The 23,635-nt window shown below is 63.7% G+C and carries 28 protein-coding genes; 26 read left to right on the top strand and 2 right to left on the bottom strand.

Annotated elements, in window-relative coordinates:
• Window positions 1–42 precede the first annotated feature (42 nt).
• Window positions 43–2,535 (bottom strand): heavy metal translocating P-type ATPase, encoded by a 2,493-nt coding sequence (locus B9Z03_RS00380; RefSeq protein WP_432416973.1) that lies wholly within the window; start codon window positions 2,533–2,535, stop codon window positions 43–45.
• Window positions 2,536–2,718: 183 nt separating this feature from the next.
• Here B9Z03_RS00380 and B9Z03_RS00375 point away from each other — a divergent pair, with 183 nt between their 5' ends.
• Genes B9Z03_RS00375 through B9Z03_RS00350 form a run of 6 tightly spaced genes read left to right on the top strand, consistent with a single transcriptional unit; the run spans window position 2,719 to window position 7,575 of the window.
• A complete protein-coding gene (locus B9Z03_RS00375; RefSeq protein WP_085462515.1) occupies window positions 2,719–2,922 on the top strand; it encodes a heavy-metal-associated domain-containing protein in 204 nt (67 codons plus the stop codon).
• Window positions 2,923–2,982: 60 nt separating this feature from the next.
• Entirely contained in the window at window positions 2,983–3,366 is a 384-nt protein-coding gene (cueR, locus tag B9Z03_RS00370; protein ID WP_085462418.1) for a Cu(I)-responsive transcriptional regulator, read from the top strand.
• 3 nt (window positions 3,367–3,369) lie between these two features.
• Window positions 3,370–3,897, top strand: a complete 528-nt coding sequence (locus B9Z03_RS00365) for a cytochrome c (RefSeq protein WP_085462417.1) — start codon at window positions 3,370–3,372, stop codon at window positions 3,895–3,897.
• Complete coding sequence (locus B9Z03_RS00360) at window positions 3,897–5,858, top strand: multicopper oxidase domain-containing protein (protein ID WP_085462416.1); 1,962 nt, start codon at window positions 3,897–3,899, stop codon at window positions 5,856–5,858. Before B9Z03_RS00365 ends, B9Z03_RS00360 begins: the two co-directional genes overlap by 1 nt.
• Window positions 5,855–6,853 (top strand): 4-hydroxythreonine-4-phosphate dehydrogenase PdxA, encoded by a 999-nt coding sequence (gene pdxA / locus B9Z03_RS00355; RefSeq protein WP_085462415.1) that lies wholly within the window; start codon window positions 5,855–5,857, stop codon window positions 6,851–6,853. Before B9Z03_RS00360 ends, pdxA begins: the two co-directional genes overlap by 4 nt.
• Window positions 6,850–7,575, top strand: coding sequence for a pyridoxine 5'-phosphate synthase (locus B9Z03_RS00350; protein ID WP_085462414.1), 726 nt, complete (start codon window positions 6,850–6,852; stop codon window positions 7,573–7,575). The genes pdxA and B9Z03_RS00350 overlap by 4 nt, the downstream gene beginning before the upstream one ends.
• Window positions 7,576–7,577: 2 nt before the next feature.
• Here the strand turns inward: B9Z03_RS00350 and B9Z03_RS00345 are convergent, their stop codons facing one another.
• Complete coding sequence (locus B9Z03_RS00345) at window positions 7,578–7,934, bottom strand: hypothetical protein (RefSeq protein ID WP_139832105.1); 357 nt, start codon at window positions 7,932–7,934, stop codon at window positions 7,578–7,580.
• 77 nt (window positions 7,935–8,011) lie between these two features.
• On the opposite strand from B9Z03_RS00345, the gene B9Z03_RS29660 reads away from it, so the two are divergent.
• From B9Z03_RS29660 to B9Z03_RS00260, 20 genes are all read left to right on the top strand, one after another.
• On the top strand, window positions 8,012–8,185 hold the full coding sequence (locus B9Z03_RS29660; RefSeq protein WP_176247377.1) for a hypothetical protein: 174 nt from the start codon (window positions 8,012–8,014) through the stop codon (window positions 8,183–8,185).
• On the top strand, window positions 8,182–8,697 hold the full coding sequence (locus B9Z03_RS00340; RefSeq protein ID WP_085462412.1) for a hypothetical protein: 516 nt from the start codon (window positions 8,182–8,184) through the stop codon (window positions 8,695–8,697). The genes B9Z03_RS29660 and B9Z03_RS00340 overlap by 4 nt, the downstream gene beginning before the upstream one ends.
• A complete protein-coding gene (locus B9Z03_RS00335; protein WP_139832104.1) occupies window positions 8,698–9,237 on the top strand; it encodes a DUF2946 family protein in 540 nt (179 codons plus the stop codon).
• 83 nt (window positions 9,238–9,320) lie between these two features.
• Window positions 9,321–9,551 (top strand): hypothetical protein, encoded by a 231-nt coding sequence (locus tag B9Z03_RS00330; protein ID WP_085462410.1) that lies wholly within the window; start codon window positions 9,321–9,323, stop codon window positions 9,549–9,551.
• Entirely contained in the window at window positions 9,548–11,005 is a 1,458-nt protein-coding gene (locus B9Z03_RS00325) for a TolC family protein (protein ID WP_085462409.1), read from the top strand. Before B9Z03_RS00330 ends, B9Z03_RS00325 begins: the two co-directional genes overlap by 4 nt.
• Before the next feature lie 15 nt (window positions 11,006–11,020).
• Window positions 11,021–12,379 carry a multicopper oxidase family protein gene (locus B9Z03_RS00320; protein WP_085462408.1) on the top strand — a complete coding sequence of 453 codons (1,359 nt, stop codon included), beginning with the start codon at window positions 11,021–11,023 and terminating at the stop codon, window positions 12,377–12,379.
• A 43-nt stretch (window positions 12,380–12,422) separates the two neighbouring features.
• Window positions 12,423–12,905 carry a cupredoxin domain-containing protein gene (locus tag B9Z03_RS00315; RefSeq protein ID WP_085462407.1) on the top strand — a complete coding sequence of 161 codons (483 nt, stop codon included), beginning with the start codon at window positions 12,423–12,425 and terminating at the stop codon, window positions 12,903–12,905.
• 17 nt (window positions 12,906–12,922) lie between these two features.
• Complete coding sequence (locus B9Z03_RS00310) at window positions 12,923–13,201, top strand: copper-binding protein (protein ID WP_085462406.1); 279 nt, start codon at window positions 12,923–12,925, stop codon at window positions 13,199–13,201.
• A gap of 65 nt (window positions 13,202–13,266) precedes the next feature.
• Window positions 13,267–14,628: an adenylate/guanylate cyclase domain-containing protein gene (locus tag B9Z03_RS00305; protein WP_139832102.1), complete on the top strand. Its 1,362-nt coding sequence runs from the start codon at window positions 13,267–13,269 to the stop codon at window positions 14,626–14,628.
• Between the two features lie 16 nt (window positions 14,629–14,644).
• The gene (locus B9Z03_RS00300; protein ID WP_085462405.1) at window positions 14,645–15,082 is read left to right on the top strand and encodes a DUF411 domain-containing protein; all 438 of its coding nucleotides are present in this window, start codon (window positions 14,645–14,647) and stop codon (window positions 15,080–15,082) included.
• Between the two features lie 94 nt (window positions 15,083–15,176).
• Complete coding sequence (locus B9Z03_RS29185) at window positions 15,177–15,629, top strand: hypothetical protein (RefSeq protein WP_176247376.1); 453 nt, start codon at window positions 15,177–15,179, stop codon at window positions 15,627–15,629.
• Window positions 15,630–15,752: 123 nt separating this feature from the next.
• A complete protein-coding gene (locus tag B9Z03_RS00295) occupies window positions 15,753–16,151 on the top strand; it encodes a FixH family protein (RefSeq protein WP_085462404.1) in 399 nt (132 codons plus the stop codon).
• The gene (locus B9Z03_RS00290; protein ID WP_432416972.1) at window positions 16,148–17,617 is read left to right on the top strand and encodes an efflux RND transporter periplasmic adaptor subunit; all 1,470 of its coding nucleotides are present in this window, start codon (window positions 16,148–16,150) and stop codon (window positions 17,615–17,617) included. The genes B9Z03_RS00295 and B9Z03_RS00290 overlap by 4 nt, the downstream gene beginning before the upstream one ends.
• Window positions 17,614–20,787, top strand: a complete 3,174-nt coding sequence (locus B9Z03_RS00285) for an efflux RND transporter permease subunit (RefSeq protein WP_085462403.1) — start codon at window positions 17,614–17,616, stop codon at window positions 20,785–20,787. Before B9Z03_RS00290 ends, B9Z03_RS00285 begins: the two co-directional genes overlap by 4 nt.
• 252 nt (window positions 20,788–21,039) lie before the next feature.
• On the top strand, window positions 21,040–21,297 hold the full coding sequence (locus B9Z03_RS00280; RefSeq protein WP_176247375.1) for a hypothetical protein: 258 nt from the start codon (window positions 21,040–21,042) through the stop codon (window positions 21,295–21,297).
• Window positions 21,298–21,627: 330 nt separating this feature from the next.
• Entirely contained in the window at window positions 21,628–21,981 is a 354-nt protein-coding gene (locus B9Z03_RS00275; protein ID WP_244561601.1) for a DUF411 domain-containing protein, read from the top strand.
• 7 nt (window positions 21,982–21,988) lie between these two features.
• Entirely contained in the window at window positions 21,989–22,153 is a 165-nt protein-coding gene (locus B9Z03_RS29655; RefSeq protein WP_176247374.1) for a hypothetical protein, read from the top strand.
• On the top strand, window positions 22,150–22,761 hold the full coding sequence (locus B9Z03_RS00270; RefSeq protein ID WP_085462401.1) for a DsbE family thiol:disulfide interchange protein: 612 nt from the start codon (window positions 22,150–22,152) through the stop codon (window positions 22,759–22,761). The genes B9Z03_RS29655 and B9Z03_RS00270 overlap by 4 nt, the downstream gene beginning before the upstream one ends.
• Entirely contained in the window at window positions 22,758–23,282 is a 525-nt protein-coding gene (locus tag B9Z03_RS00265; protein WP_085462400.1) for a TlpA family protein disulfide reductase, read from the top strand. The genes B9Z03_RS00270 and B9Z03_RS00265 overlap by 4 nt, the downstream gene beginning before the upstream one ends.
• An 11-nt stretch (window positions 23,283–23,293) precedes the next feature.
• Complete coding sequence (locus B9Z03_RS00260) at window positions 23,294–23,632, top strand: hypothetical protein (protein WP_139832100.1); 339 nt, start codon at window positions 23,294–23,296, stop codon at window positions 23,630–23,632.
• Window positions 23,633–23,635: the final 3 nt, after the last annotated feature.

The following is a 23,635-nucleotide window of genomic DNA, read 5'->3' as shown; positions in this document are numbered from 1 at the left end:
TGCACACAACCGGGACGGCGAAGGAATGTTCCTTCCCGGGTGTCACCGTGCCTGAAGGACCGGCTTTACCCGGCGCAGCCGCAGGGCATTTCCGAGCACGAATACGCTCGACAGCGCCATGGCGCCGGCAGCGAGCATCGGCGACAGCAGAGTGCCGCCGAACGGATAGAGCGCGCCGGCCGCGACCGGGATGAGGCTGACGTTATAGGCAAAGGCCCAGAACAAGTTCTGCCGGATGTTGCGCATGGTGGCGCGCGAAAGCGCGAGCGCGTTGACAACCCCGCGCAGGTCGCCGCCCATCAGCACGACATCCGCGCTTTCGATGGCAATGTCCGTGCCGGTGCCGATCGCGATACCGACTTCGGCTTCGGCAAGGGCCGGCGCGTCGTTGATTCCGTCTCCAACAAACGCGACCGCCCGTCCTTCTCGCAGCGCCTGCAGGGCCTGCACCTTGCCGGCCGGGAGCACTTCGGCGACGACGTCATCGATCCCGAGCGTGCGCGCGATCGCGGCGGCGGTCGCGCGGTTATCGCCCGTGATCATCGCCACGCGCAGGCCCAGATCATGAAGCGCGGCAATCGCCGCCGGCGTTGACGCCTTCAGCGGGTCCGCGACGGCAACGAGAGCCGCAAGGCGCCCGTCGATCGCCACATAGAGGGGGGTCTTCGCGTCCGCGGCCAGCGCTTCCGCGTCGCCTGCGAAGACGGCCACATCGATCCCCTCTCTCGTCATCAATCGGTCCGCGCCGATCAGAACATCATGGCCGTCGACCACGGCCCGGATGCCGTAACCGGCAATGGCTTCGAAATTCTGCGGCTCGCTGACCGCAAGGCCTTCCTTTTTGGCAGCTTCGACAAGGGCGGCCGCGACCGGGTGCTCGGACAGGCTCTCCCCGGAAGCTGCAAGAGCGAGCGCCTGCGCGCGGTCCACGCCTTGCGCCGCGACAAAGTCGGTAAGCGCGGGCCGGCCTTCTGTCAGCGTACCGGTCTTGTCGATAGCCACGACCGTTACGTCTTTCAGGGTCTGCAGCGCCTGGCCGTTGCGAAACAGTACGCCCAACTCCGCCGCACGCCCCGTGCCGACCATAATGGAGGTCGGGGTCGCAAGGCCCATGGCGCACGGGCAGGCGATGATGAGAACGGCAACCGCATTCACAAGGGCAAAGGACAGGGCCGGCTCCGGCCCGAAGACCAGCCAGACCGCGAAGGTCGCGAGCGCCGCTACGATGACCGCCGGCACGAACCACGCCGTCACCTTGTCAACCAGCGCCTGGATCGGGAGCTTCGCGCCCTGCGCCGCTTCCACCATCCGGATGATCTGCGCGAGGAGCGTATCCGCGCCGACGCGGCTAGCCCGGTAGGTCAGGCTTCCCGACTTGTTGACGGTGCCGCCGACAAGCTCGTCGCCCTCTTGCTTCCCGACCGGCGCCGGCTCGCCCGAGATCATGGATTCATCGACATAGGACCGCCCCGAGACCACAACGCCGTCAACGGCGATGCGCTCGCCCGGGCGCGCCCTGACGATATCGCCGACATTGATCGCGGACAGGGGCAGCTCGACGAAGGCGCCGCCGCGCTCAACGCTCGCCGCCTTCACCTGAAGGCCGGCGAGCCGCCTGATGGCTTCGCTCGTGCGGCCCTTCGCCCGCGCTTCGAGATAGCGCCCGAGCAAGATCAGCGTGATGATCACCGCAGAGGCTTCATAGTAGACGTTCACCGTGCCGGCCGGGAGCAGACCGGAGGCAAAGGTCGCCATAACCGAATACGCAAAGGCCGCCGTCGATCCCAGCACGACAAGCGCGTTCATGTCCAGAGCCCCGCGCAGCAGCGCCGGGACGCCCTTGCGATAGAAGCGCAGGCCCGGCCCGAATTGCACGATCCCCGCGAGCGCGAAATATACAAGGTAGAGGCTCTGCCGGCTGATCACGCTTTCAACGCTGTGATGGAAGCCGGGAATAAAATGAATTGCCATTTCGATGAGGAACAGCGGCAGCGTCAGGCTGGCGGCAATTATCACGTCGCGCGCGAGCGCCTTCTGTTCCGCCGCGCGCGCGGCGGCCTGCCGGTCGTCAGGGGCTGCTGTATCGGCCACAAGGCGTGCTTCGTAACCGGCAGCAGCGACCGCAGCGATGACGGCGTCAGCGGGGACAGGCCCAGCGCTTTGAACATGCGCGCGCTCGGTCGCGAGATTGACAGAAGCGCCTGTGACGCCGGGAACAGCCGCAATGGCCTTCTCCACGCGCCTGACGCACGACGCGCATGTCATGCCGCCGATGGTGAAATCAGCTTCGCCGGTCCTGACTTCGTAGCCGGCGCCCCTGATCGCTGCGGTCACGGCGCCCGCGGCGACGGGGGCATCGTAGGTCACGCGCGCGCTTTCTGTCGCCAAATTGACCGCGGCGCTCGCCACCCCCGGGAGCTTTTCGATCGCCTGTTCGACGCGCCTGACGCACGAGGCGCAGGTCATGCCCTCGATCGCAAAGGTCTCGCCGGCCGGCACGGTCGTTTCAGGTTTGAAAGGGGCGTTCATGGTCATCACCGCTTGCTGTGAAAGGGGCTCTGACGGTGATGTAGGGCTTCCCGTTACAGGAAGGTCAACAGGCGGCTGACGAAATTTTAAGGCCGGTCTTTTTATGAGAAACAGCCCTTGACCTTCCTGTGGCTGGAAGCCCCATCTCTTGAGCAAGGGCCCCCGGCGGGCCCGGAAAAGGAGCTTGCCATGTTGACCCTCAACGTACCTGATATGACCTGCGGGCACTGTGTCGGTGTCGTAACCAAGGCCGTCAAGAGCGTCGATGCCGACGCCGCCGTCAGCACCGATCTGTCCGCTCAGACCGTTACCGTAGAAAGCGCTGCCGCACCGGCCGCGCTGCAGGCCGCGCTTGAAAAGGCCGGCTACCCGGCGACGGTCGGCGCACGCTGATATCTTCCGGCCGGGCGGCATCTGGTCGCCCGGCCGGAAGCCGGGAAGGGAAGGAAAGCCATGAATATCGGAACCGCGGCAGAGAGGTCGGGTCTGCCCGCCAAGACCATCCGCTATTATGAAGAGGTGGGTCTGGTGAAGGCGACGCGCGGGCTGAACGGCTATCGCGAATACGCCGAAACCGACGTGCACAAGCTGCGCTTTCTAAAACGCGCGCGAAACCTCGGCTTTTCCGTCGAGGAGTGCCGACAGCTTCTGTCGCTTTACGAGGACAAGACGCGCGAGAGCGCTGAAGTGAAAGCCATCGCGCAGACCAAGCTCGACGAGCTTGAAACGCGCCTGCGCGAGCTGACCGAGCTGCGCAATACCCTGCGCCACCTCGTTCGCTGCTGCAGCGGAGACAGCCGTCCCGACTGCCCGATCATCGATGAACTGGCCGGCTGAACGATGCGCGGCGCCTTCGCTCTCGTTCTGGCGGCTGGTGTGACCGGCGCCTTTGCCGGGGGCATGGCGGCGATTGTCACAGAGCGCCAGCAGGGAATGAAGGACATGGCCGCGTCCGCGAGGATTATCGCCGGGATGTTCAAAGAGCCCGCCGCGTACGATCAGCGCCGGTTCCGCGCGGCGGCTGAAACCATCGCCGCGCACGCCGGCGACACGCTTGCCGCGCAGTTTCCTCCCGAAACCCTGGGGCCACCGAGTGCAGCCCGCGCTGCTATTGCCGAGAAGCCCGATGAATTCGCAGCGCTCGCCCGGGAACTGCGCCGCGAGGCGCAGGCGCTGGCAGAAAAGGCCGCCAACACCCTGACGCCCGCAATGCGCATGGGCGCCGGGACAGAAGCGGGCGCCAGCAGTCTTCTGGGACGCCGCGCGCAGAAAACGGACAATCTTCAATCGATACCGGCCGAGCACGTGTTCCACATGATGCTACAGGGCTGCACTGCGTGCCATGCCGTCTACAGAGAGAAGCCCTGATGTTCGTCCAGCCGATCGATTATTTCCTGGCGGTCTGGTTCGTCCTTGCGGGCCTCAGCACAGCCTATGTCGCGTGGGATCAGTTCCGCGCCAATCCCGAACCCGCCGTCATGAAATGTGGGTTTATCCTCGTCACCCTTTATATGGGGCCGGTCGGCCTTCTGATGTATGTGCTGGCCGACAAGGAGCCGCGACCGCGCACTCACGAAGAGTTCGTAAAGCCGCTCTGGAAGCAGGGTATCGGCAGCACCATTCACTGCGTGGCGGGCGACGCCACCGGCATCATCATCGCCGCCGCGATCACCGCGCTCCTCGGCCTGCCGATGTGGCTCGACATCATCATCGAATATATTGCCGGCTTCGTCATCGGGCTCTTCATTGTCCAGGCGCTGTTCATGAAGAGCATGATGGGCGGCACCTACTGGCAGAACGTCCGCCATTCTTTCATGCCGGAGTTCATCAGCATGAACGCCATGATGGCGGCGATGGCGCCCGTCATGGCCACGCTGATGATGGGGCGCGACATGCGTGCCATGTGGCCGGGGGAACTGCTGTTCTGGGGCGTCATGGCGCTCGGCATCAGTGCCGGGTTTGCGCTCGCCTATCCCTTCAATGTCTGGCTGGTCGCCAAGCGCCTGAAGCACGGTCTGATGACCGTACGGGAGGATCGCGGGGCGCATAGCGCGGCGGCGAAGCCGGCCGCGGCGCCGCAGCATCAGCATCACCATGGCGATCACGCGGCGCATGATCAGCAGGACGGGCAAGGTGATGATGATCATCGTGATCATGATCATCATCAGCGCGGTGAAAAAGACACGGGGTCTCATGACCATGGCGGGGACCTGCCGCCGGCCTTCGCGCCGACGCGCACGCAGGTCGGCGCCATGGCGGTGTTTACGAGCCTGATGCTGGCAGCGGGGTTTGCCTGGCCGTTCCTTCACGTCAACATGAGGCTGAGCGCCCATGATGTCGGCGACGTCATCATGGCGCCCGGCATGATCATGGATTTCGACACGCCGGCGGCATCCATGCGCGATATGGCGGCCATCGACCCGCGTCTTGTCACCTACGAAGCCCCCCCGGACCAGACCGGAAGCCGCGTGCTGGAGCCGCGTATCGAGGGCGGGGTCAAGATATTCGACCTTGAGGCCGCGGTCATTCGCTGGCCGATCCTCCCCGATGAGACCGTGGAAGCCTATGCTTTCAACGGGCAGGTGCCGGGGCCGACGCTGCGCATCCGCGAGGGCGACCGCATCCGCATTAATGTGACGAACACGCTGCCGGAAAGCACGACCGTTCACTGGCACGGCCTGATCCTTCCCAACGCCATGGACGGACCGGCTGAAATCACGCAGGACCCCATCGCGCCGGGCGCCTCCTTTACTTACGAATTCACGGCCGCGCAGCACGGCACCTATTTTTACCACACCCATGACCATGTCGACCGCCAGCAGTCGCTGGGGCTCTACGGCGCCCTGATCATCGACCCGGCGAACCAGGCGGACGAGATCCCCGCCGACCTTGAATACACGGTCCAGCTCCAGGAATGGCTCAAAAGGGAATGGCTGACTTTCCCCGCGATGCCGATGGAAGGGGGCCTGCCCAATTTCTTCACCATCAACGGAAAGTCATATCCTGCGACCGAAACGATCCGCATGAAGACGGGCCAGGTGCTGAAGGTGCGTTTTGTCGGCTCGCATACGACCGCCATCCACCCCATGCATATCCATGGCGGGCCGTTCGAGGTCGCGGCGGTCGATGGATTAAACCTTGCTCCAAGCGCGCGCTATCTCGCTGACACTGTGAACGTGGGACCGGGGCAAAGATTCGATGTCCTCTGGACGGCCCGCCGGCCCGGCAAGTGGCTGCTGCACTGCCATATCCCGCACCACACCACGAACAACAATGTAGAAACGAAGGGCGGCGGGGGGCTGATGGTCGTTATCGAGGTGGCGCCATGAGGAAGCCCATGGCCCTGACCATGGGCGAACCGGGAGGCGTCGGTGCGGAGATCACCGTCAGGGCGTACCGCGCGCTGCAGGATGAGGGGCTGCCATTTTACTACTGCGGCCATGCCGGCCTCATTGACGACGCGGCCCGGCTGACAGGGATGGGCGTGGCCGTCATCGCGATAGAAGGCCCGGAGCAGGCGACCGCCGCTTTTGCGAAAGGCCTGCCTGTCATCGACATGCCGCTCGCCGCGAAAGTCACCACGAAGGTCGCATCTCCCGCCCATGCGCCCGCCGTCGTGTGCTCCATCGAAATGGCAATGGATCATGCGCTGGCCGGGCGGGCATCCGCCATCGTCACCAACCCGATCCAGAAACACAGCCTGCATCAGGCTGGTTTTCCCTATCCCGGCCATACGGAATTTCTTGAGGCGCGGGCGGGCGCGGGCAAGGCGGTGATGATGCTAGAGGGGGCGGGCCTGCGGGTCGTACCTGTGACCATCCACGAGGCGCTGCGCACGGCGATCGCGCGCCTGACACCGGCGCTGATCGAAGAAACGGGACGCGCGGCCGCGCTGGGCCTGCAGCGCGATTTCGGCATCAAATCCCCGCGCCTTGCGGTCGCCGGTCTAAACCCGCATGCCGGCGAAAACGGCGATATGGGCGATGAGGAAGAGCGGATCGTCGCGCCGGCGATCGCCGCCTTGCGGGCGACCGGCATAGAGGCTTTCGGGCCGCTGTCTCCCGACACCATGTTCACCGCCCGCGCGCGGGCGGGTTACGATGCAGCGCTTTGCCTTTACCATGACCAGGCGCTGATCCCGCTGAAGACCCTCGCCATGGACGAGGGGGTCAATGTGACGCTGGGCCTGCCGTTCGTCAGGACCTCGCCTGATCATGGCACGGCGCTCGATATCGCCGGCAAGGGCATCGCCGATCCGGGCAGCCTGATCGCGGCCTTGAAGCTTGCCGCAAAAATCGCAGCCCACCGGGAGACATCGGCATGAAGAAAGTGCGTCTTGGTTTCAACATCGATCACGTCGCCACCATCCGCAACGCGCGCGGCGGCCCTCATCCCGACCCGCTGCGCGCGGCGCAGGAGGCGATCAGCGCGGGCGCCGACGGCATCACCATGCATCTGCGGGAAGACCGCCGCCACATACGCGACGAGGATGTCGCAAGGGTGCGGGCTGCCATCAGCGCGCCGCTGAACCTTGAAATGGCCGTCACCGACGAGATGCTCGGCATCGCGCTGAAGACAAGGCCGCACGCCGTGTGCCTTGTCCCTGAGAAAAGGCAGGAGGTGACCACCGAAGGCGGGCTTGATGCGGCCGGCATGGCCGGCACGCTGAAGCCGTTCGTCGCTCGCCTTTCAGAAGCCGGCATCCGCGTCTCGCTGTTCATCGATCCCGAGGAGGCGCAGGTGGACGCGGCCGCCCTGATCGGCGCGCCGGTCGTCGAGCTGCACACGGGAACCTATGCCGAAAAAGACGGCGCGGCAGGGGAGCTCGCGCGCCTCGCGGCGGCCGCTGAGCGCGCCGCGCAGGCCGGTATCGAATGCCACGCGGGGCACGGGCTGACGTTCGAAAACGTGACGCCCGTCGCGGCGCTTGCGCCTGTCGCCGAGCTCAATATCGGGCATTATCTGGTCGGTGAGGCGGTGTTCTCCGGCCTGCCGTTCGTCATCGCGCACATGAAAGAGCTGATCGCGCGGGCACGGCAGCCATGAGGTCAGGACGAAGGCACTTCGCAGTAGGCCTTCCAGAGGTCCTGCTTCCAGTCGGGGGGCGCCGCCGCCGTCACCATGGGAAAGCGATGCTCGCCGAAACGCACATAGGCTGGCGGGGCGCAGCGGATGCGGGCGTGGTGGCTGCTTCGGTCGAAGAACTGCAGCGCGCCGTCGGCGCCGAGCTCGGCGAGGCCGATGGCGACGTCAAAATCGTAGCCGCCATCCTGCGGCACGCCGTAGCCCATGACGCTCAGCTCGATCGATGTATGGTCCGGAAAATGCGCCGTGTAGAAGACCCGCGGTTCAGCCGCCGCTTCGCTCGCCAGTACTACACTTGCCCATACAAAAACGGCACGCATCATCTCCTCCCGGGAGAGGTGCTGACAATAGCACAAACTTTGCCGGCCAGGGAAAACACATCTGCGGGAGTGACATCATGACAGACAATCGTCCGCCCTACGCCGGGACGCCGCGCTGGGTGAAACGCGCCGCCGCAGCGGCGCCGCTTCTGCTGATTGTTGCCGGCGTCGCAATCGCGACCGGCGCCGGCGGGGAGCATGGTCCTTGGCGGCACGCGGGCGCGTTCTCGCAGCAGGAGAAAACGCCATGACCGCTAAACCCTGGCTGCGCAAGCTGATGCTGACCGCGCATGTGAGCAGCGCCGTGGGATCGGCCGGAGCCGTGGCGGTCTTTCTTGTTCTCGTCGTTGCCGCGTTATCCGCCGGCAACCAGGACTTTGTGCGGGCTTTTACCATCGCGATGGATGTCGCCGCCGACTATGTGATCGTGCCGCTGGTGTCGGCGGCTCTCCTATTGGGGATCATCCAGTCGCTCATCACCCCTTGGGGTCTGATCCGTCACTACTGGATAGTCTTCAAACTGGTCCTGACGGCCGTGACACTGGCAGTTCTTCTGCCGCAGACCGCGAACATCAACCGGATGGCGCAGGCTGCGCAGCGTCTTATGGACAGCGCCGACATCTTCACCGTGCAGTTATCGCTTGCGCTGCATGCCGGCGGCGGGCTGGCAGTCCTGATTGGGATCGTGGCGCTTTCGGTCTACAAGCCGCGCGGGCTGACGCCCTATGGCTGGCGGGTGGCCGGCGAAGGCCGGGGGCGATAGATGGCAGCCCTCATCCGCAAAGTGCCGTCTTTTCAACTCAATCGCCGGATAGCAGGGGACCCGGCCGGAGACCCGTGCCGGCGCCTCACCTTGACTTTGCCTCACTCTTGTGGCGAAAACCGTTTCATGGCTCAAAGCCCGTTGATTCTTTCCGGCAAGGCATGGCGCGCGCTCGTCGCGTGCCTGTTCATGCTGCTGGCCATATGGCAGCCAGGTATGGCCGCGGCCGCCTGGGCTGAAGGCAACGCGTCCCAGACCACCGCCGGCCACACGCACGCCGCCGCCGTCCATGATCATGAGGATGCCGGCGCCGCTCAGCATACTGAAAGCGACGGACAAAAGCAGGCGGCCAACGACCACCACCAGCCGGCCGCCATGGACCTTTGCTGCGAAATGCACTGCGTCATGAGCCAGGCCATGCCGGCCTCATCTCCGCTGATCCATGCTCCGGCCGCCGGCCGGGTCCGTGCCGATTTCACGCACGCCCTGCCGGACGGGCAGGTCTATTCCGTCATAAAGCCGCCCCGAACCACCAGCTGACGAGTCCGCCGACAGGCGGAGTGTGCCCGGCGTTTCCGGCCTGCCGGTACCGCTGACCTATCGTTACAGCTTCAGGTTCACCCATGAACATCATCGCTCCCGCGGCGCTCGGTGCGTCGCTTGCCCTTGCGGGCTGCACAGCCGTGCCGCCGCCCGTACTGCCAGCCGCCGGCCCGGCTGATTCGGCCTACGGCATCACCGACGCGCATTATCACCCCGTTGTCAGTTACACCCACCGCGAGCCGACCGATCCGCAGAACTGGCGGCGGCTGAATGACGATCTGTCCCCGGCCGGCAAGGGAGCGAGATCGTGAGGGTGGCCGCGCGCATTGTCATTCCCGCACTCGCGCTGCTGACCGCCGGCTGCGCCACCACAACGGGCTCCGTTGATACCAATGACCCACAGTCGGGCTTTACGACCGTGGCGATGCGCACACAGGCCGCGACCGGGAAAACGCCGGTATGGGTGCAGTCAACGGCCGAGGCGCAGGCGCTGACGGAGCAGACAAGGCGACTTGTGAAAGCAGGCCCTGTCGGCGCGGATGTCGCGGTGCAGGCCGCGCTTCTTAACAACAAGGGGCTGCAGGCCGCCTATGCCGATATCGGGCTTTCTGCGGCCGATGTCTGGCAGGAAAGCCTTCTTGTCAATCCGCGCGTATCGGTCGGGGTCATGACGCTCGACGCCGTGCGGACCGTGGAGGCTGCGGTCGTCAGCAACATCCTCGCGCTGATGACCCGCGAAAAGCGCGTCGCGGTCGCTGATGCGCGCTTCCGGCAGGCGCAGCTGCGTGCCGCCGAAGAAACCCTGCGGCTCGCGGCGGCCACGAGGCGGGCGTGGGTCGATGCCGTCGCCGCGCAGGAGAATGTCAGCATGCTCGCGCAGGCGCAGGTCTCCGCTGACGCCGCGGCCGCGCTCGCGCGCAAGCTCGGTGAAACCGGCGCCTTCACCAAGACAGGCCAGGCGCGGGAGTTCGTCTTTAACGCCGAGCTCGCAGGACAAGCCGCGCAGGCCCGCCTTGAGGCGCGGCAATCAAGGGAAGAGCTAACGAGGCTGATGGGCCTGTGGGGGGCCGATATCTCCTACAAGCTCCCCGGGCGCCTGCCGGCCCTGCCCAAGGGGGCGCCGGGACGCAAGGCCATCGAGCGCGAGGCCCTGCAGCAGCGCGTTGATCTGGAGATCGCAAAGCTGGAGCTGGAGGCGCTGGCCCGGGAATACAAGCTCACGGCGGCCACCCGCTACCTCACAGACCTTGAGCTCCTTACCGGCGTCGAGGCCGAGCGCGAAGAAGATGAGGAGGAAGGCGGCAGCAAGACCGTCGTGACCCCGCGCATCGAGGTCGAGTTCGTCATCCCGGTCTTTGACACTGGCAAGCCGCGCATGCGCAAGGCAGAGCTTGCCTACATGCAGGCGGCAAACCGGCTTGCCGAGAAGGCGGTCAATATTCGCTCGGAGGCGCGCGCCGCCTACGACGCCTACCGCTCGACCTATGACATCGCCCGGCACTACCGCAATAGCGTCGTACCGCTGCGCAAGAAGATCGAGGATGAATCGGTGCTCACCTATAACGGGATGATCACCAACACTTTCGAGCTCCTCGCCGATACCCGCGCGCGCATCGAAGCCAACATCCAGGCGCTGCAGGCGCGGCAGGCCTTCTGGATCGCCGACGTCAATCTCGGCACCGCCGTCCATGGCGGCGGCGAAGGCGGTGCTTCGTCCGAAACAATAACCGCATCAGCCGCCGCAGACGGTGGCGCGGCGCACTGACCAAGGATTAAGAACATGGTTACAAGACGACAGTTACTCGGCGGAGGCGCGCTGCTCGCCGGCGCCGCCGCCTGGACGAAAACATCCGCGATGGGGTTGCCCGACGCCCCCGTCATGGAATCTCCGGACATGCAGCCGCCGCTCTTTCCGAAGAGCGGCCCCGACTACCAGCCGGTGGTGACCCTCAACGGCTGGACGCTGCCGCACCGCATGAACGGCAACGTCAAGGAATTCCACCTTGTCGCCGAGCCCGTTGAACGCGAGCTGTCACCGGGCACCACCGCCTATCTCTGGGGTTACAACGGCCAGTCGCCTGGTCCGACGATCGAGGCGGTCGAAGGCGACCGCGTACGCATCTTCGTTACAAACAAGCTGCCCGAGCACACCACCATCCACTGGCACGGCATGATACTGCCCAATGGCATGGATGGCGTCGGCGGGCTCACCCAGCCCCACATCCCGCCCGGCAAGACGTTCGTTTACGAGTTCGATCTCGTGAAGAGCGGGACCTTCATGTATCATCCGCATTCGGACGAGATGGTCCAGATGGCGATGGGCATGATGGGCTTCTTCGTCATCCACCCCAAGGACGCGAAGTTCATGCGGGTCGACCGCGACTTCGTCTTTCTCCTCTCCGCTTACGACATTGAGCCGGGCTCCTACGTGCCGCGCGTCATGGAGATGACCGATTTCAACCTGTGGACCTGGAACAGCCGAATTTTCCCGGGGATCAGCCCGCTCGTCGTGTCGAAGGATGATCGTGTGCGGGTACGCGTCGGCAACCTGACGATGACCAATCATCCGATCCACATGCACGGCTACGACTTCGAGGTGACCTGCACCGACGGCGGCTGGGTCCGTCCCGAGGCGCGCTGGCCGGAAGTGTCGATCGACATCCCGGTTGGCGCAATGCGAGCTTACGAATTCGAGGCCAAGTATGAGGGCGACTGGGCAGTCCACTGTCACAAGACACACCACACGATGAACGCCATGGGGCATGACGTCCCGACGTTCATCGGCGTCGACAAGACGGACATCGCCAAGAAGATCCAGAAGGTCCAGCCCGACTACATGCCCATGGGCAATCGCGGCATGGCCGATATGGGCGAGATGGAGATGCCGCTTCCGGATAACACGATCAAAATGATGGATGGCTGGGGGCAGTTCGGACCCATTGAGATGGGTTCGATGTTCTCGGTCGTGAAGGTCCGGCAGGGCCTCTCGGCGACCGACTATGCCGACCCTGGTTGGTATCAGCATCCGGAGGGGACCGTCGCCTGGGAATGGACCGGAGAGGTGCCCAATCCCGTGAAATCAGGCGACGCAAAAACGATGGCCCCGGCAGCGCACGGCGGTCACGGCAAACAGGGATGAAAAGCTTGACCCTGAACATCAACCAAAAGAGAGACAGAGCAGCATGAAACACTTACTTGCAGCAGCCGTGTTCATGGCGGCCACTTCCGGAGTTGCCCTTGCCGCCGGCACTCACGCCGGTGGGCACCAAGAGGAAATGGCAATTGGCAAGCCGGGCGCCGACGCCAAGATCAAGCGGACCGTCAACATCGCCATGTCCGAAAAGGACGACGGAAGAATGGTTTTCGAACCCGCCGTCCTCAAGGTCAAAGCCGGTGAGACCATCCGCCTGAAATTCACGAACAAGGGAGAGACCGACCACGAGTTCGTCATGGACACGACCGAGGCCGTCATGGAGCACAAAGCGGTGATGGAGAAATTCCCTGAGATGGAGCACGCCGACGCCAACTCCATCCGGCTCGCGCCAGGTGCCAAGGGGGAGATCATCTGGACCTTCGCCAATACCGGCGACTTCACCTTCGCGTGCCTTATCCCGGGTCACTACGATGCCGGCATGAAGGGCGACATCACGGTCGACGCCAAATAAGTAACCAGGAGACCAAAATGAAAAAGACCCTCACAGCGTTCACCGTCCTGATGTTGGCATATGCTGGCAGCGCCTTTGCCGCTGAATACACCAAGGGCGAAGTCACTAAGGTCGACATCAAGCAGAAGAAGATCACCATCAAGCACGAGCCGCTTACAAATCTCGACATGCCGGCGATGACAATGGTGTTCGTCGTCGCCGACGACGCCATGCTCGAAAAGGTCAAGCCGGGCCAGGCGATCGAGTTCGTCGCCGACCGCGTCAACGGCCGTATCACCGTCGTCGAAATCAAGTAGCGTTTTGCGGCGTCGCGGGCCGCTTGCGGCCCGCGGCGTAATACCTTGCTGCCTCACGGACCCCCATGCTGGCCTATCTTCACCTCGCCAATCTGAGGCAGCTGCTTTCAAATATGCGCGGCATCGCGCAGGTGCTGGCGGACGATCTGCGCATGATGTCGCTGCTGCTACGGATCGCGGCGATCCTTGCCGCGATCGCGCTGGTTTTTGCCGGCAGCGGACACGGACTTCTGGTCTTCGCGCCGGCCTTGGCGCTTTACCTGCTGGCCTGTCTGGGGCTCGCAGGTCTGTCTCTCTGGCGCCTGCGCCCGGCTGGACACGGCACGCTTTGGATTGCGCTGGACGCGCTTTTTGTGACGGTGATCCTTTACGAGCATATCATCGGCGCGCCCGTGACCGGGCCGCATGGGCTGACGACCGCGAGCCTTGTCATACCGTTCCTGTTTCTCAGCCATGTCGGCATGACGCTGCAGGCGCGGCTGATCGGCCTGTTTTCCGGTCTGGTTCTGTCCGGCTGGACGGGCATGCTCGCGGTAATGGCGTGGCGTCACGAGCAGCTGGCGCGGGGCGCGTTCTGGGACGTGTTCCTGAGCCTTGATTTCGGCCTGGTGCTGACCTTCGGGCTGACGGCGCTGTCGTCATACCTTCTCGCATTGGACCATCAGCGCACCCGGCGGGAGGCGCGCCGGATTGACCGGTGGCGGCACAATCTGGCCCGGTTCTTTTCACCACTCGTGGTCGCCGACCTGCAGGAAGACGGGCACCGGCTCGCGCTCCAGCGGCGGCCGGCCGCCATCATGTTCGTAGACCTTCGGGATTTCACAAGCTACGCCGAGCATGCCCCGCCCGCAGAGCTCGCGCAGGTCCTGACAGGGTACCGGCAGCTTGTCGCCGGTACCGTGTTCGCTCACGGAGGCACGGTTGATAAGTTCATGGGGGACGGCGTCATGGCTGTCTTCGGGCAGCCGGCGGCTAAGGACGATGATGCCGAACGGGCGCTGCGCTGCGCGGTCGCTCTCAGCGAAAAGCTGCTGGCATGGCGTTCTGTTGCCGGCAGCGGTGCCTTTGAGGCCGGGATCGGCCTTCACTACGGCATGGTGATCGGCGGTGTTCTGGACAGCGGCAGCCATGATGAATTCACGGTCTTCGGAGATGCGGTGAATGTCGCGCGGCGCCTGGAATCGCTTTCAAAGGCGCTCGGCGCCACGGTGGTCGTGTCGCTGGCGCTGCTCGGCCGCGTTCCGAAGGGCCGCCGATCAGGGGGCTGGACCGTAAAGAAGGGCGTATCGCTCAGCGGCCGGCGGATACCGCTCGACATCGCGTACCGTCCCCGATGGAGGGAGCCCGCCCGGCTGCGCACAGCCATCGATGCGCCTTCATTATCGTCCAATCTGCGTCAGGGCCTTATCGAGCCCGACGCGCGCTGAAGAAAGGTTCAGTCCCATGAACAGACGAACGTTGCTGTTGCTGATGATGACGGCGGCCACCGGAGCTCATGCGGCGGCGAAGCCCGCGGTCGAGGTTCACAAGAATCCGTGGTGCGGGTGCTGCGGGGCGTGGGCGTCGGCGCTGCGCCAGGCCGGGTACAAGGTGACGTTGAAGGACGGCGACGACCTTCTTCCCCTGAAGAAATCCCTCGGCATCCCCGATGATCTGCAGGGCTGCCACACCGCGCTCGTCGAGGGGTATTTCGTGGAAGGGCATGTCCCGCTCGATGCGATCGCACGGCTGCTCGCCGAGAGACCCGCTATCGCGGGATTGGCGGTTCCGGGCATGCCAAAGGGCTCACTAGGTATGGGAAATGACCCGAAAGCTAGCTATGATGTTCTAGCTTTAAGTGTTGATGGCAGTTCTACCGTTTTCCAGCATGTCGGAAAGTAGCCACGAAACCCTTCGAAGAGACGGAGGGAAACGTCACCATCCTACCGTGAACGGACTTTTTTAGTGAGGCGCGTTTTAGAAGTAGCAAGAACCGATGTGTTACGCTTTTCCGGCCCGCAAGTTTTGCAGGAATGATCGCCGGTCCCTGCAACCTCGACGAAGTGAGTGGCCTTTTTTTCCGAGCTATGACATCTTCAGGCAGATGAAATCTTGGTCATTCGGTAGCCGCCTGCTTCTGGCGCTGGCCCTTTTCGGGCTGGTGCTCGGACCTATGGCTGCGGCCTCCGCAGCGCCGGTCTTTGCCGCGCAGACCACGGCGGCGATGCCTGACGGCATGCCCTGCTGTCCCGATGACCAACCTGCCGTTCCGGACTGCGCCAAGGACTGTCCCGTGGCTGTTTTGTGCGTGAGTTTCATCAGCGTTTCAGTTTCCGAAACGCCGGCGCTCATTGTTCGGCATCTGATCGAAGACCAATTTCAGAATGGTCCGGACACGCTCCCCACGTCGTTGGTTGGCGAGCCGCCGCCAAGACCACCCAAAGCCTGACTGTTAGAGGCGCTTCAAAGCGCCTGAACCCGCGCGGCCAGCGTCCCGCGGGCCAAGTCGCATGGTGCTTGCCATGCACGAACCGCGCGTTGCGCGGCCCAATGACAGTCGGACCATGAAACAATGATATCGAATTTTTTTCTGCGCACCGCGCCGCTGGCGCTCGCATTCATCCTTGCGGCCCCGGCCGCCAGAGCCGCTTCCCAAGACTATGAGTTTGAACTCGTAGAAAACGAAGTCAAAGCGGGCGACCAAGTGATCGTCGCTGTCAAGCTGTTCGATAAGGGAACGGGGGCTCCTGTAGAAAATGCCGTCATCTTCGCCATCCGCATGGACATGGCTCCGGACGGCATGGAGGCGATGACCACCTCGGTCGAGGCAATGCCTTCCGACCAGCCCGGCGTCTATCGCTTCAAGACGAACCTGATGATGGCGGGCGGGTGGCAATTGTCGCTTGCCGCGAAGGTCCAGGGGGAAGCCGAGACGGTGCAAAGCAAGCTGGTGTTGAAGGCGGTGCAATGATGGGCGCGATCGCACGCATCATCGTCCTTGCGGCCCTTTCGGCCGCTGGCGCCGGCGGGTACTGGGTTGGGCAGCATGACCTTTCCGCGACGGACATTTCCCGTATGGCGGGAACTTTCGTGGAGCGGGCACTGGGCGGCGAGCCGGAGCCGACTGCGACTCCGCCCGCCGCCAGTGATCCGATCGTTTATTACCGGCATCCAGACGGCGAGCCAGCCTATTCGGCAACACCGAAGCGCACGGCGGACGGACGTGAGTTCGTCGCCGTCCACGCCAGCGAGGACGTGAGTTTTGACGCCGTGTCCGTGCCAGGAGGCACGGAAAACAAAGGTGCGAAGAATGATGCAGCGAGCATCGCATCGGGCGAGCGGCCGATCCTCTTCTATCGCAACCCGATGGGGCTACCGGATACATCGCCAGTCCCGAAGAAAGACTCGATGGGGATGGACTACATCCCCGTGTACGAGGGCGAGGCCGACGATGCGTCGGTCGTGAAGGTTTCGGCTGGGAGGCTTCAGCGCTCCGGCGTCAAGACCGCGCTGGCGGCGAAAAGCGCCATCTCGCGCCCCGTCCGAGTGCCGGGCACAATCGTCCTGGATGAACGCCGCGTCAGCGTCGTGTCCATCCGCACCGAGGCCTTCCTGGAGGAGGTGGCGGCCATCACAACTGGAGACTCAATTGAGCAGGGTCAGCCACTCGTACGCTTCTATGCCAAAGAAGTCGCGGCTGCCGGAGCGCTCTACGCTGCCGACCTGAAAAGCGGGGGCGGACGCAAGGCTGCCAGCGGCAGCTTCCAGCGCCTTGAAAATCTCGCCGTCCCGGCCAAGGCAATCGAGGAAATCGAGAAGACGAAAAAAGTGCCGATATCGGTTACGCTGACAGCCCCGCGACGTGGCGTCGTCCTCGAACGGATGGCCGTCGACGGGATGATGGCCGAAGCAGGAGAAACGCTGTTCCGGATCGCCGATGTCTCAGTCGTTTGGGTGGTGGCGGACGTGCCGGAATACGAGTTGAGCTCGGTTCGGGTCGGGGACAAGGCAGCTGTCCGCATTCGCAGCCTGCCGGGCAAGGTGTTTGAGGGCAAGGTCAGCCTGATCTACCCTGAAATCCAGGGCCAGACGCGCACCGCGCGGCTGCGCATCGAACTGCCCAATCCCGATCGGCTGCTGATGGCGAACATGTATGCCGAGGTCGAGATCGCAACCGGCGCGACCGAGCCGGTCGTGACGGTCCCTGACGGCGCCGTCATCGACACGGGCGCGCGCCAGATCGTGATCGTCGACAAGGGTGAAGGCCGCTTTGAGCCGCGCGATGTCAAAATCGGCATGCGCGGCGACGGCATGCGCGAAATCACGGAGGGCATCGCCGAAGGTGACCGCGTCGTCGTTTCAGCCAATTTCCTGATCGACGCCGAAAGCAATCTGAAAGCCGCGCTATCCGCACTCACGCCGGAAGCGCAGCCATGATCAGCAATCTCATCGCCTGGTCGGCGCGCAACCTTGTTCTGATCTTCTTCGCCACTGTGCTGGCCTCGGCCGCGGGTGTCTACGCGCTACGAACACTGCCACTCGACGCCATACCGGACCTCTCCGACGTCCAGGTTATCGTGCTCACCGACTATCCGGGCCAGGCACCGCAGGTCGTCGAGGATCAGGTCACGTATCCGCTGACGACATCGATGCTGACGGTACCGAAGTCGAAGGTCGTGCGCGGCTTTTCCTTCTTCGGCGTATCCTTCGTCTATGTGATCTTCGAGGACGGCACAGATCCTTACTGGGCGCGCAGCCGCGTGCTCGAATATCTGAATGCCGCGGCCAGCCGGCTGCCGGACGGCGTTACGCCGGCGCTTGGACCGGATGCCACCGGCGTCGGCTGGGTTTATCAGTACGCGGTCGTTGCCAAAGAACTCTCGCTCGCCGAACTCAGATCCCTGCAGGATTGGGTCATCCGCTTTGCCGCATCAAAGGCCGAGGGCGTTTCGGAGGTCGCCAGCGTCGGCGGCTTCGTCAAGCAATACTCGATCGTAGTCGATCCGTCGCGGATGCGGGCCCAGGGCGTGACGCTTTCGGAAATCAGCGAAGCGGTCCGCGCCAGCAACATGGACACCGGCGGCCGCACGGTCGAAATCTCCGAGTTCGAGTTCATGGTGCGCGGGCGCGGCTATCTGAAAAGCACCGCCGACATCGAGAGTATCGCCCTGAAGTCGAGCGGTGGCGTGCCGCTGCGCTTGGGTGACGTCGCCTCGGTCGAGATCGTGGCAGACGAGCGGCGCGGCATCGCCGAGCTCAATGGCGAGGGCGAGGTCGCGAGCGGCATCGTGCTGCAGCGCGTCGGCGCCAATGCGCTGACCGTCATCGACAATGCCAAAGAGAAGCTCGCCGAGATCGGCAAAAGCCTGCCCGAGGATACCGAGATCGTTCCGGTCTACGACCGCTCGAAGCTGATCGACGCCGCGATCGAAACGCTGAAGTCGACGCTGGTCGAGGAGAGCATCGTCGTGGCGCTGGTCACGATCGTCTTCCTGCTGCACGTGAGAAGCGCGCTGGTCGCCATCATCATGCTGCCGGTCGGCATCCTCATGGCCTTCGCAGCCATGAAGGTGCTCGGGCTGGGGTCCAACATCATGAGCCTCGGCGGCATCGCGATCGCAATCGGCGCAATGATCGACGCCGCGATCGTCATGATCGAGAATGCCCATAAACATCTTGAACGGGCGCACCCCGAAAAGCCACGCATCCAGGTGCTAATCGATGCCGCAGCCGAGGTTGGACCCGCGCTGTTCTTCAGCCTGCTGATCATCACGGTTTCGTTCCTGCCAATCTTCACGCTGGAAAGCCAGGAAGGCAGGCTGTTCGGGCCGCTCGCCTTCACCAAGACATTCGCGATGGCAGCGGCGGCGCTGCTGTCGGTGACGCTGGTGCCGGCTTTGATGGTCGTGTTCGTGCGCGGCCGGATCATTCCGGAGCACAAGAACCCGCTTAACCGGCTGCTGATCGGTCTCTATCGGCCGATCATATCAGGTGTGCTGAAAGCCAAGACTTTCACGATCCTGCTCGCCATCGCCGCTTTGGTCGCGACCGTCTGGCCGGCGCGCCAGCTCGGCAGCGAGTTCATGCCGAATCTCGATGAGGGCACGCTGATGTACATGCCAACGACTTTGCCGGGCCTGTCGGTGACCAAGGCCGCCGAACTGATGCAGATGCAGGACCGCATCATCAAGTCGTTCCCTGAAGTCGAGTCCGTCTTCGGCAAGGCAGGACGCGCACAGACCGCGACCGACCCGGCGCCGACGGAGATGTTCGAGACGATCATCAATCTCAAGCCGAAATCGGAGTGGCGGCCGGGCGTGACGACGGACAGCCTGAAGGCCGAGATGGACGCGGCGCTACAGTTTCCCGGCGTCTCGAACGCGTGGACGATGCCGATCCGCGCGCGCATCGACATGCTGTCGACCGGCATTCGCACGCCAGTCGGCGTGAAGGTCTATGGCACCGATCTTTCCGAGATGGAAAAGGTCGCACGTCAGATCGAGGCGGTGCTCAGGGCGGTGCCCGGCACGTCCAGCGCCTATGCCGAGCGGGTGATTGGCGGCTATTACCTCGACATCGTGCCAGATCGCATGGCGCTTGGCCGCTACGGCCTGTCCATCGGTGACGTCCAGGACGTGATCTCGATGGCGCTCGGCGCCGAAACGATCACCTCGACGGTCGAGGGCCGCGAAAGGTATGGCGTCGCAATCCGCTATCCACGGGCCTCCCGTAGCGATCCCGACGCAATCGCGCGCGAAGTGCAGATCGCGCTGCCGGATGGCGGCTCCGTCCCGCTCGGCGAGGTCGCCAAGGTCGAACTGACACGCGGCGCGACCTCGATCCGCACCGAGAACGGGCAGCTCGCGGTTTACATCTTCGTCGACATCGCCGGACGAGACCTTGGCGGCTATGTCAGCGAGGCACAACAGGCGGTCGCCGCCGAGGTCAAATTGCCTCCGGGGTATTCCGTCGCCTGGAGCGGGCAGTTCGAGTATCTGCAGCGCGCCGAGGCGCGCCTGAAGATCGTCGTGCCGCTGACGCTGGCGCTGATCTTCCTGCTGCTCTACCTCAACTTCAGGGCGCTCACAGAGACGCTTATCGTCATGCTGTCGCTGCCGTTCGCGCTGGTCGGCGGCATCTGGATGATGTGGTGGCTTGGCTTCAACACTTCTGTCGCGGTCGCCGTCGGCTTCATCGCGCTGGCGGGGGTTGCGGCGGAGACCGGAGTCATCATGCTGATCTATCTCGAGAACGCATGGAACGAAACAAAGGAGCAAGCCGAGCATCATCGAAGGCATCTGACCAGGGCCGATCTGCACAAGGCGATCATGGTCGGCGCGGTCGAGCGTGTTCGGCCGAAGATGATGACGGTCGTCGCCATCATGGCCGGATTGTTGCCGATCCTGTGGAGCACCGGTACCGGCTCCGAAGTCATGCAGCGCATCGCCGTGCCGATGATCGGCGGCATGATCTCCTCGACGATTTTGACGCTCGTCGTGATCCCGGCGGTCTACGGCATCGTGAAGGGTTGGCGACTGCCCGAACGGGCTGTGGCCGAGAGCCAACCTCAGACGATGCCGGGCGAACTCAAGCTCGCGGCAGAATAGTGGACACCATGCATAGCAACCTATCCAAACCAGCGGAGCCCGCAAAATTGCGTCCCGACGAACGTCGTTTCCACAATCTTCCGATGACGATGACGTGAAGTTGCAATGCACTCAAGCAGACTTGTTTTCGGCACAGTTTAAGGCGATCTTTGGTCAGCTATGAGACACTGGTCGGTTCGACAAGTCTTCGTTTTGTTCCTCGCCATATTCGTGACGGCAGGAATCGCTTCGTCTTATGTCCAGGCTTCCGACATGGCGGCAAAAATGGCGTTCGATATGAGCGCGATGGGCAATGGCGACTGCAAGGCGTGTCTGCCGGCGGACGGCGGCAGCGGCAAAGCTATGATCTGCATCAGCGGCTGCGTAACTCCGGTCCTTGCCGTACTTCCGCAGGCAGAGCCCATGGCGATCGGTGAAGTGCCGATCTTCTTCACGGTGCTCTATCCGTCGCTTCACGGCACAGAGCCGCCTGCTAATCCCGGTCCTCCCCGAACCACCGACATCGTCTGACGCTCCGGCTGCTGCCTGACGCAGCTTAGCCGAGCGAAAGAACGCGTCTTTGCACTCTTCCTGATCGGAGGAGTGTTCCCGAGAGTCGAAGGCCGACGGCGCGTTCCGCATCCACGATGATCGGAAGGGTCGAACGTGAGTATTGATTTCAGCTATCCCGTGTCGCGCTGGAGCCTGCTTCTGGCGGGAGCCGGACTGGCGCATGCGGCACCGCTGCGGTCGGTGCCGGCGCGAGGTGCGGCGCCTCAGGAAATCCGCCTCACTGCTGAGCCGGCGCGCGCGCAGGGCTCTCGTCTGCCCAGTCCGAGGAGGCGCACAAGGCGACGCTCTGTGAAGAACCCGCAGTGCAACTGCTGTGACGGTTACGCCCACTATCTCCGGAAGAACGGCTTCGAAATCGAGGTCAAGCTGACGATTGACCTCGCCTGGATCAGCAGCAAGGCGGGCGTCCCCGCGAACTTCCAGGGCTGTCATACGATGTTCATCGACGGCCATGTCGTCGATGGGCACGTTCCCGTGAAGGCTGTTCAAAAGCTGCTCTCCGAGCGCCCCGACATCGCCGGCATCGCTCTCCCCGGCATGCCGATGGGCTCTCCCGGCATAGCCGGCGGGAAAACCGAGCCGTTCACGATTTACGAAGTCACCAAGGACGGCAAGGCACCTGCCGTCTACTCAACCGAATGAGGACGCGATGATGGGTAAAGACATCTTCGAGTGCGGCTTCAATGCCTGGCTCGCGATGGGTATCCTGTCTATAGGCCTGCCCCTCGTCGCGGTGCTCCTGTTGCTCGCGATCGCGGCCTTCGGCCGGTACGTGCTGACCGGGCGCTGGTCCACTCGTATGGGCGTCCGATGACCACCGGCGGCAAGATTCAAGCTGATGTGGAACCGACAGCCGTCAACCGCGTCGTCGGGCGCCGACTGGTCGTCCTCTTGCCGGTGACGTTTTTCGCCGTGCTTGCAGGCCTGCTAGGATGGGGGCTTACGCGCAACGCAGCCGACATTCCCTCGGCGCTGATCGGCAAGGCCGTCCCGGAGTTCAGCCTGCCGCCGGTCAAGGGCCGCACACTGGGGTTGTCGAGCGGCGACCTCCGTCACGAAGTCTCGCTGGTCAACGTCTTCGCTTCCTGGTGCGTCGCCTGCCGCGAGGAACATCCCGTATTCATGCAATTGGCGGCGAGCGGAAAGGTGCCGTTGCATGGGCTCAACTATAAAGACCGACCCGACGATGCCGCGCAATGGCTCGACACGATGGGCGACCCCTACACGCGGACCGGCGCAGGCCTGAACGGTCGCGTCGCCATCGACTGGGGAGTCTACGGCGTGCCGGAAACTTTCGTGGTGAGTGCCGATGGACACATTGTTTACAAACGCATCGGCGCGGTGTCGGAACAGGAACTCAACGAGACCATTCTGCCGCTCGTCGAGCGCCTGAGGATCGAAGCAAAGGAACGGCAGCCATGAAGACGTTGGCTCTCGCTTTGTTCGGTATGTTGCTCGCTTTGATCCAGGCGTCAGCCACCGAGCCTCCGGCCAACTTTGCCAGCCATGCCACGCCGCAGCCGGTGCCGGAAATCTCGTTCCAGAATGCTGACGGACAGCCAAAAACGCTCGCAGATTTTTCGGGAAAGATCGTGCTGCTCAACATCTGGGCGACGTGGTGCGCCCCGTACCGCAAGGAGATGCCGACGCTCGACCGGCTGCAGGCTGAACTTGGCGGTGTGGATTTCGAGGTCGTCGCGCTGTCGGTGGATCGCAAGGGACCGGAAGTCGTGAGGAAGTTCTTTGACGAGATCGGCGTCAAGCACCTCGCCCTCAACATCGACACGTCAAGCAAGGCGATGTTCGCCCTCGGCGCCGTCGGCTTGCCGCTCACGCTTCTGATCGACCGTGAGGGGCGTGAGATCGGCCGGGTGATCGGCCCGGCCGAATGGGACTCTCCCGAGGTCGTGGCGTTCATCCGCGATCGCATCGCTACCAAATAAAGGAGTGAGACATGACCACAGCAAAACTCTTCCGAACGTCAGATACTTCGCTCGGCCGCGATATTTCCCATGCCATTCGCTACCACCTTCGCGGCTGGCGCGGTCCGGCCGTGCTGGCCGCCGTCATCTCCGTCGCCGGTCTTGCGTTCGGCTGGGGTTGGCTGGTGGCCGGCGGAATCGCGCCGCTCATTCTCGCAGTTCTGCCCTGTGCCGCGATGTGCGCGCTCAGCCTTTGCGCGAGCCGGATGGCCGGCAAGCAGTGCTCGGCCGACGCTGTATCGAAAGAGTCTGTCGAGCAGGTCGGGCCGGCTGAACCTAATTCCAGGGAACTGCGACCAAGCCGTGATTGAAGT

It is taken from the genome of Mesorhizobium australicum (assembly GCF_900177325.1).
Lineage (GTDB): Bacteria > Pseudomonadota > Alphaproteobacteria > Rhizobiales > Rhizobiaceae > Mesorhizobium_A > Mesorhizobium_A australicum_A.
The sequence above is the reverse complement of the archived record's forward strand: the minus strand, read 5'-3'. Positions and strand labels throughout refer to the sequence as shown.

Bases quoted from the DNA above. Each gene is read 5' to 3' on its own strand.
- B9Z03_RS00380 (WP_432416973.1), bottom strand. From the start codon at position 2,535: ATGACCATGAACGCCCCTTTCAAACCTGAAACGACCGTGCCGGCCGGC.
- B9Z03_RS00375 (WP_085462515.1), top strand. From the start codon at position 2,719: ATGTTGACCCTCAACGTACCTGATATGACCTGCGGGCACTGTGTCGGT.
- cueR (WP_085462418.1), top strand. From the start codon at position 2,983: ATGAATATCGGAACCGCGGCAGAGAGGTCGGGTCTGCCCGCCAAGACC.
- B9Z03_RS00365 (WP_085462417.1), top strand. From the start codon at position 3,370: ATGCGCGGCGCCTTCGCTCTCGTTCTGGCGGCTGGTGTGACCGGCGCC.
- B9Z03_RS00360 (WP_085462416.1), top strand. From the start codon at position 3,897: ATGTTCGTCCAGCCGATCGATTATTTCCTGGCGGTCTGGTTCGTCCTT.
- pdxA (WP_085462415.1), top strand. From the start codon at position 5,855: ATGAGGAAGCCCATGGCCCTGACCATGGGCGAACCGGGAGGCGTCGGT.
- B9Z03_RS00350 (WP_085462414.1), top strand. From the start codon at position 6,850: ATGAAGAAAGTGCGTCTTGGTTTCAACATCGATCACGTCGCCACCATC.
- B9Z03_RS00345 (WP_139832105.1), bottom strand. From the start codon at position 7,934: ATGCGTGCCGTTTTTGTATGGGCAAGTGTAGTACTGGCGAGCGAAGCG.
- B9Z03_RS29660 (WP_176247377.1), top strand. From the start codon at position 8,012: ATGACAGACAATCGTCCGCCCTACGCCGGGACGCCGCGCTGGGTGAAA.
- B9Z03_RS00340 (WP_085462412.1), top strand. From the start codon at position 8,182: ATGACCGCTAAACCCTGGCTGCGCAAGCTGATGCTGACCGCGCATGTG.
- B9Z03_RS00335 (WP_139832104.1), top strand. From the start codon at position 8,698: ATGGCAGCCCTCATCCGCAAAGTGCCGTCTTTTCAACTCAATCGCCGG.
- B9Z03_RS00330 (WP_085462410.1), top strand. From the start codon at position 9,321: ATGAACATCATCGCTCCCGCGGCGCTCGGTGCGTCGCTTGCCCTTGCG.
- B9Z03_RS00320 (WP_085462408.1), top strand. From the start codon at position 11,021: ATGGTTACAAGACGACAGTTACTCGGCGGAGGCGCGCTGCTCGCCGGC.
- B9Z03_RS00315 (WP_085462407.1), top strand. From the start codon at position 12,423: ATGAAACACTTACTTGCAGCAGCCGTGTTCATGGCGGCCACTTCCGGA.
- B9Z03_RS00310 (WP_085462406.1), top strand. From the start codon at position 12,923: ATGAAAAAGACCCTCACAGCGTTCACCGTCCTGATGTTGGCATATGCT.
- B9Z03_RS00305 (WP_139832102.1), top strand. From the start codon at position 13,267: ATGCTGGCCTATCTTCACCTCGCCAATCTGAGGCAGCTGCTTTCAAAT.
- B9Z03_RS00300 (WP_085462405.1), top strand. From the start codon at position 14,645: ATGAACAGACGAACGTTGCTGTTGCTGATGATGACGGCGGCCACCGGA.
- B9Z03_RS29185 (WP_176247376.1), top strand. From the start codon at position 15,177: ATGTGTTACGCTTTTCCGGCCCGCAAGTTTTGCAGGAATGATCGCCGG.
- B9Z03_RS00295 (WP_085462404.1), top strand. From the start codon at position 15,753: ATGATATCGAATTTTTTTCTGCGCACCGCGCCGCTGGCGCTCGCATTC.
- B9Z03_RS00290 (WP_432416972.1), top strand. From the start codon at position 16,148: ATGATGGGCGCGATCGCACGCATCATCGTCCTTGCGGCCCTTTCGGCC.
- B9Z03_RS00285 (WP_085462403.1), top strand. From the start codon at position 17,614: ATGATCAGCAATCTCATCGCCTGGTCGGCGCGCAACCTTGTTCTGATC.
- B9Z03_RS00280 (WP_176247375.1), top strand. From the start codon at position 21,040: ATGGCGGCAAAAATGGCGTTCGATATGAGCGCGATGGGCAATGGCGAC.
- B9Z03_RS29655 (WP_176247374.1), top strand. From the start codon at position 21,989: ATGATGGGTAAAGACATCTTCGAGTGCGGCTTCAATGCCTGGCTCGCG.
- B9Z03_RS00270 (WP_085462401.1), top strand. From the start codon at position 22,150: ATGACCACCGGCGGCAAGATTCAAGCTGATGTGGAACCGACAGCCGTC.
- B9Z03_RS00265 (WP_085462400.1), top strand. From the start codon at position 22,758: ATGAAGACGTTGGCTCTCGCTTTGTTCGGTATGTTGCTCGCTTTGATC.
- B9Z03_RS00260 (WP_139832100.1), top strand. From the start codon at position 23,294: ATGACCACAGCAAAACTCTTCCGAACGTCAGATACTTCGCTCGGCCGC.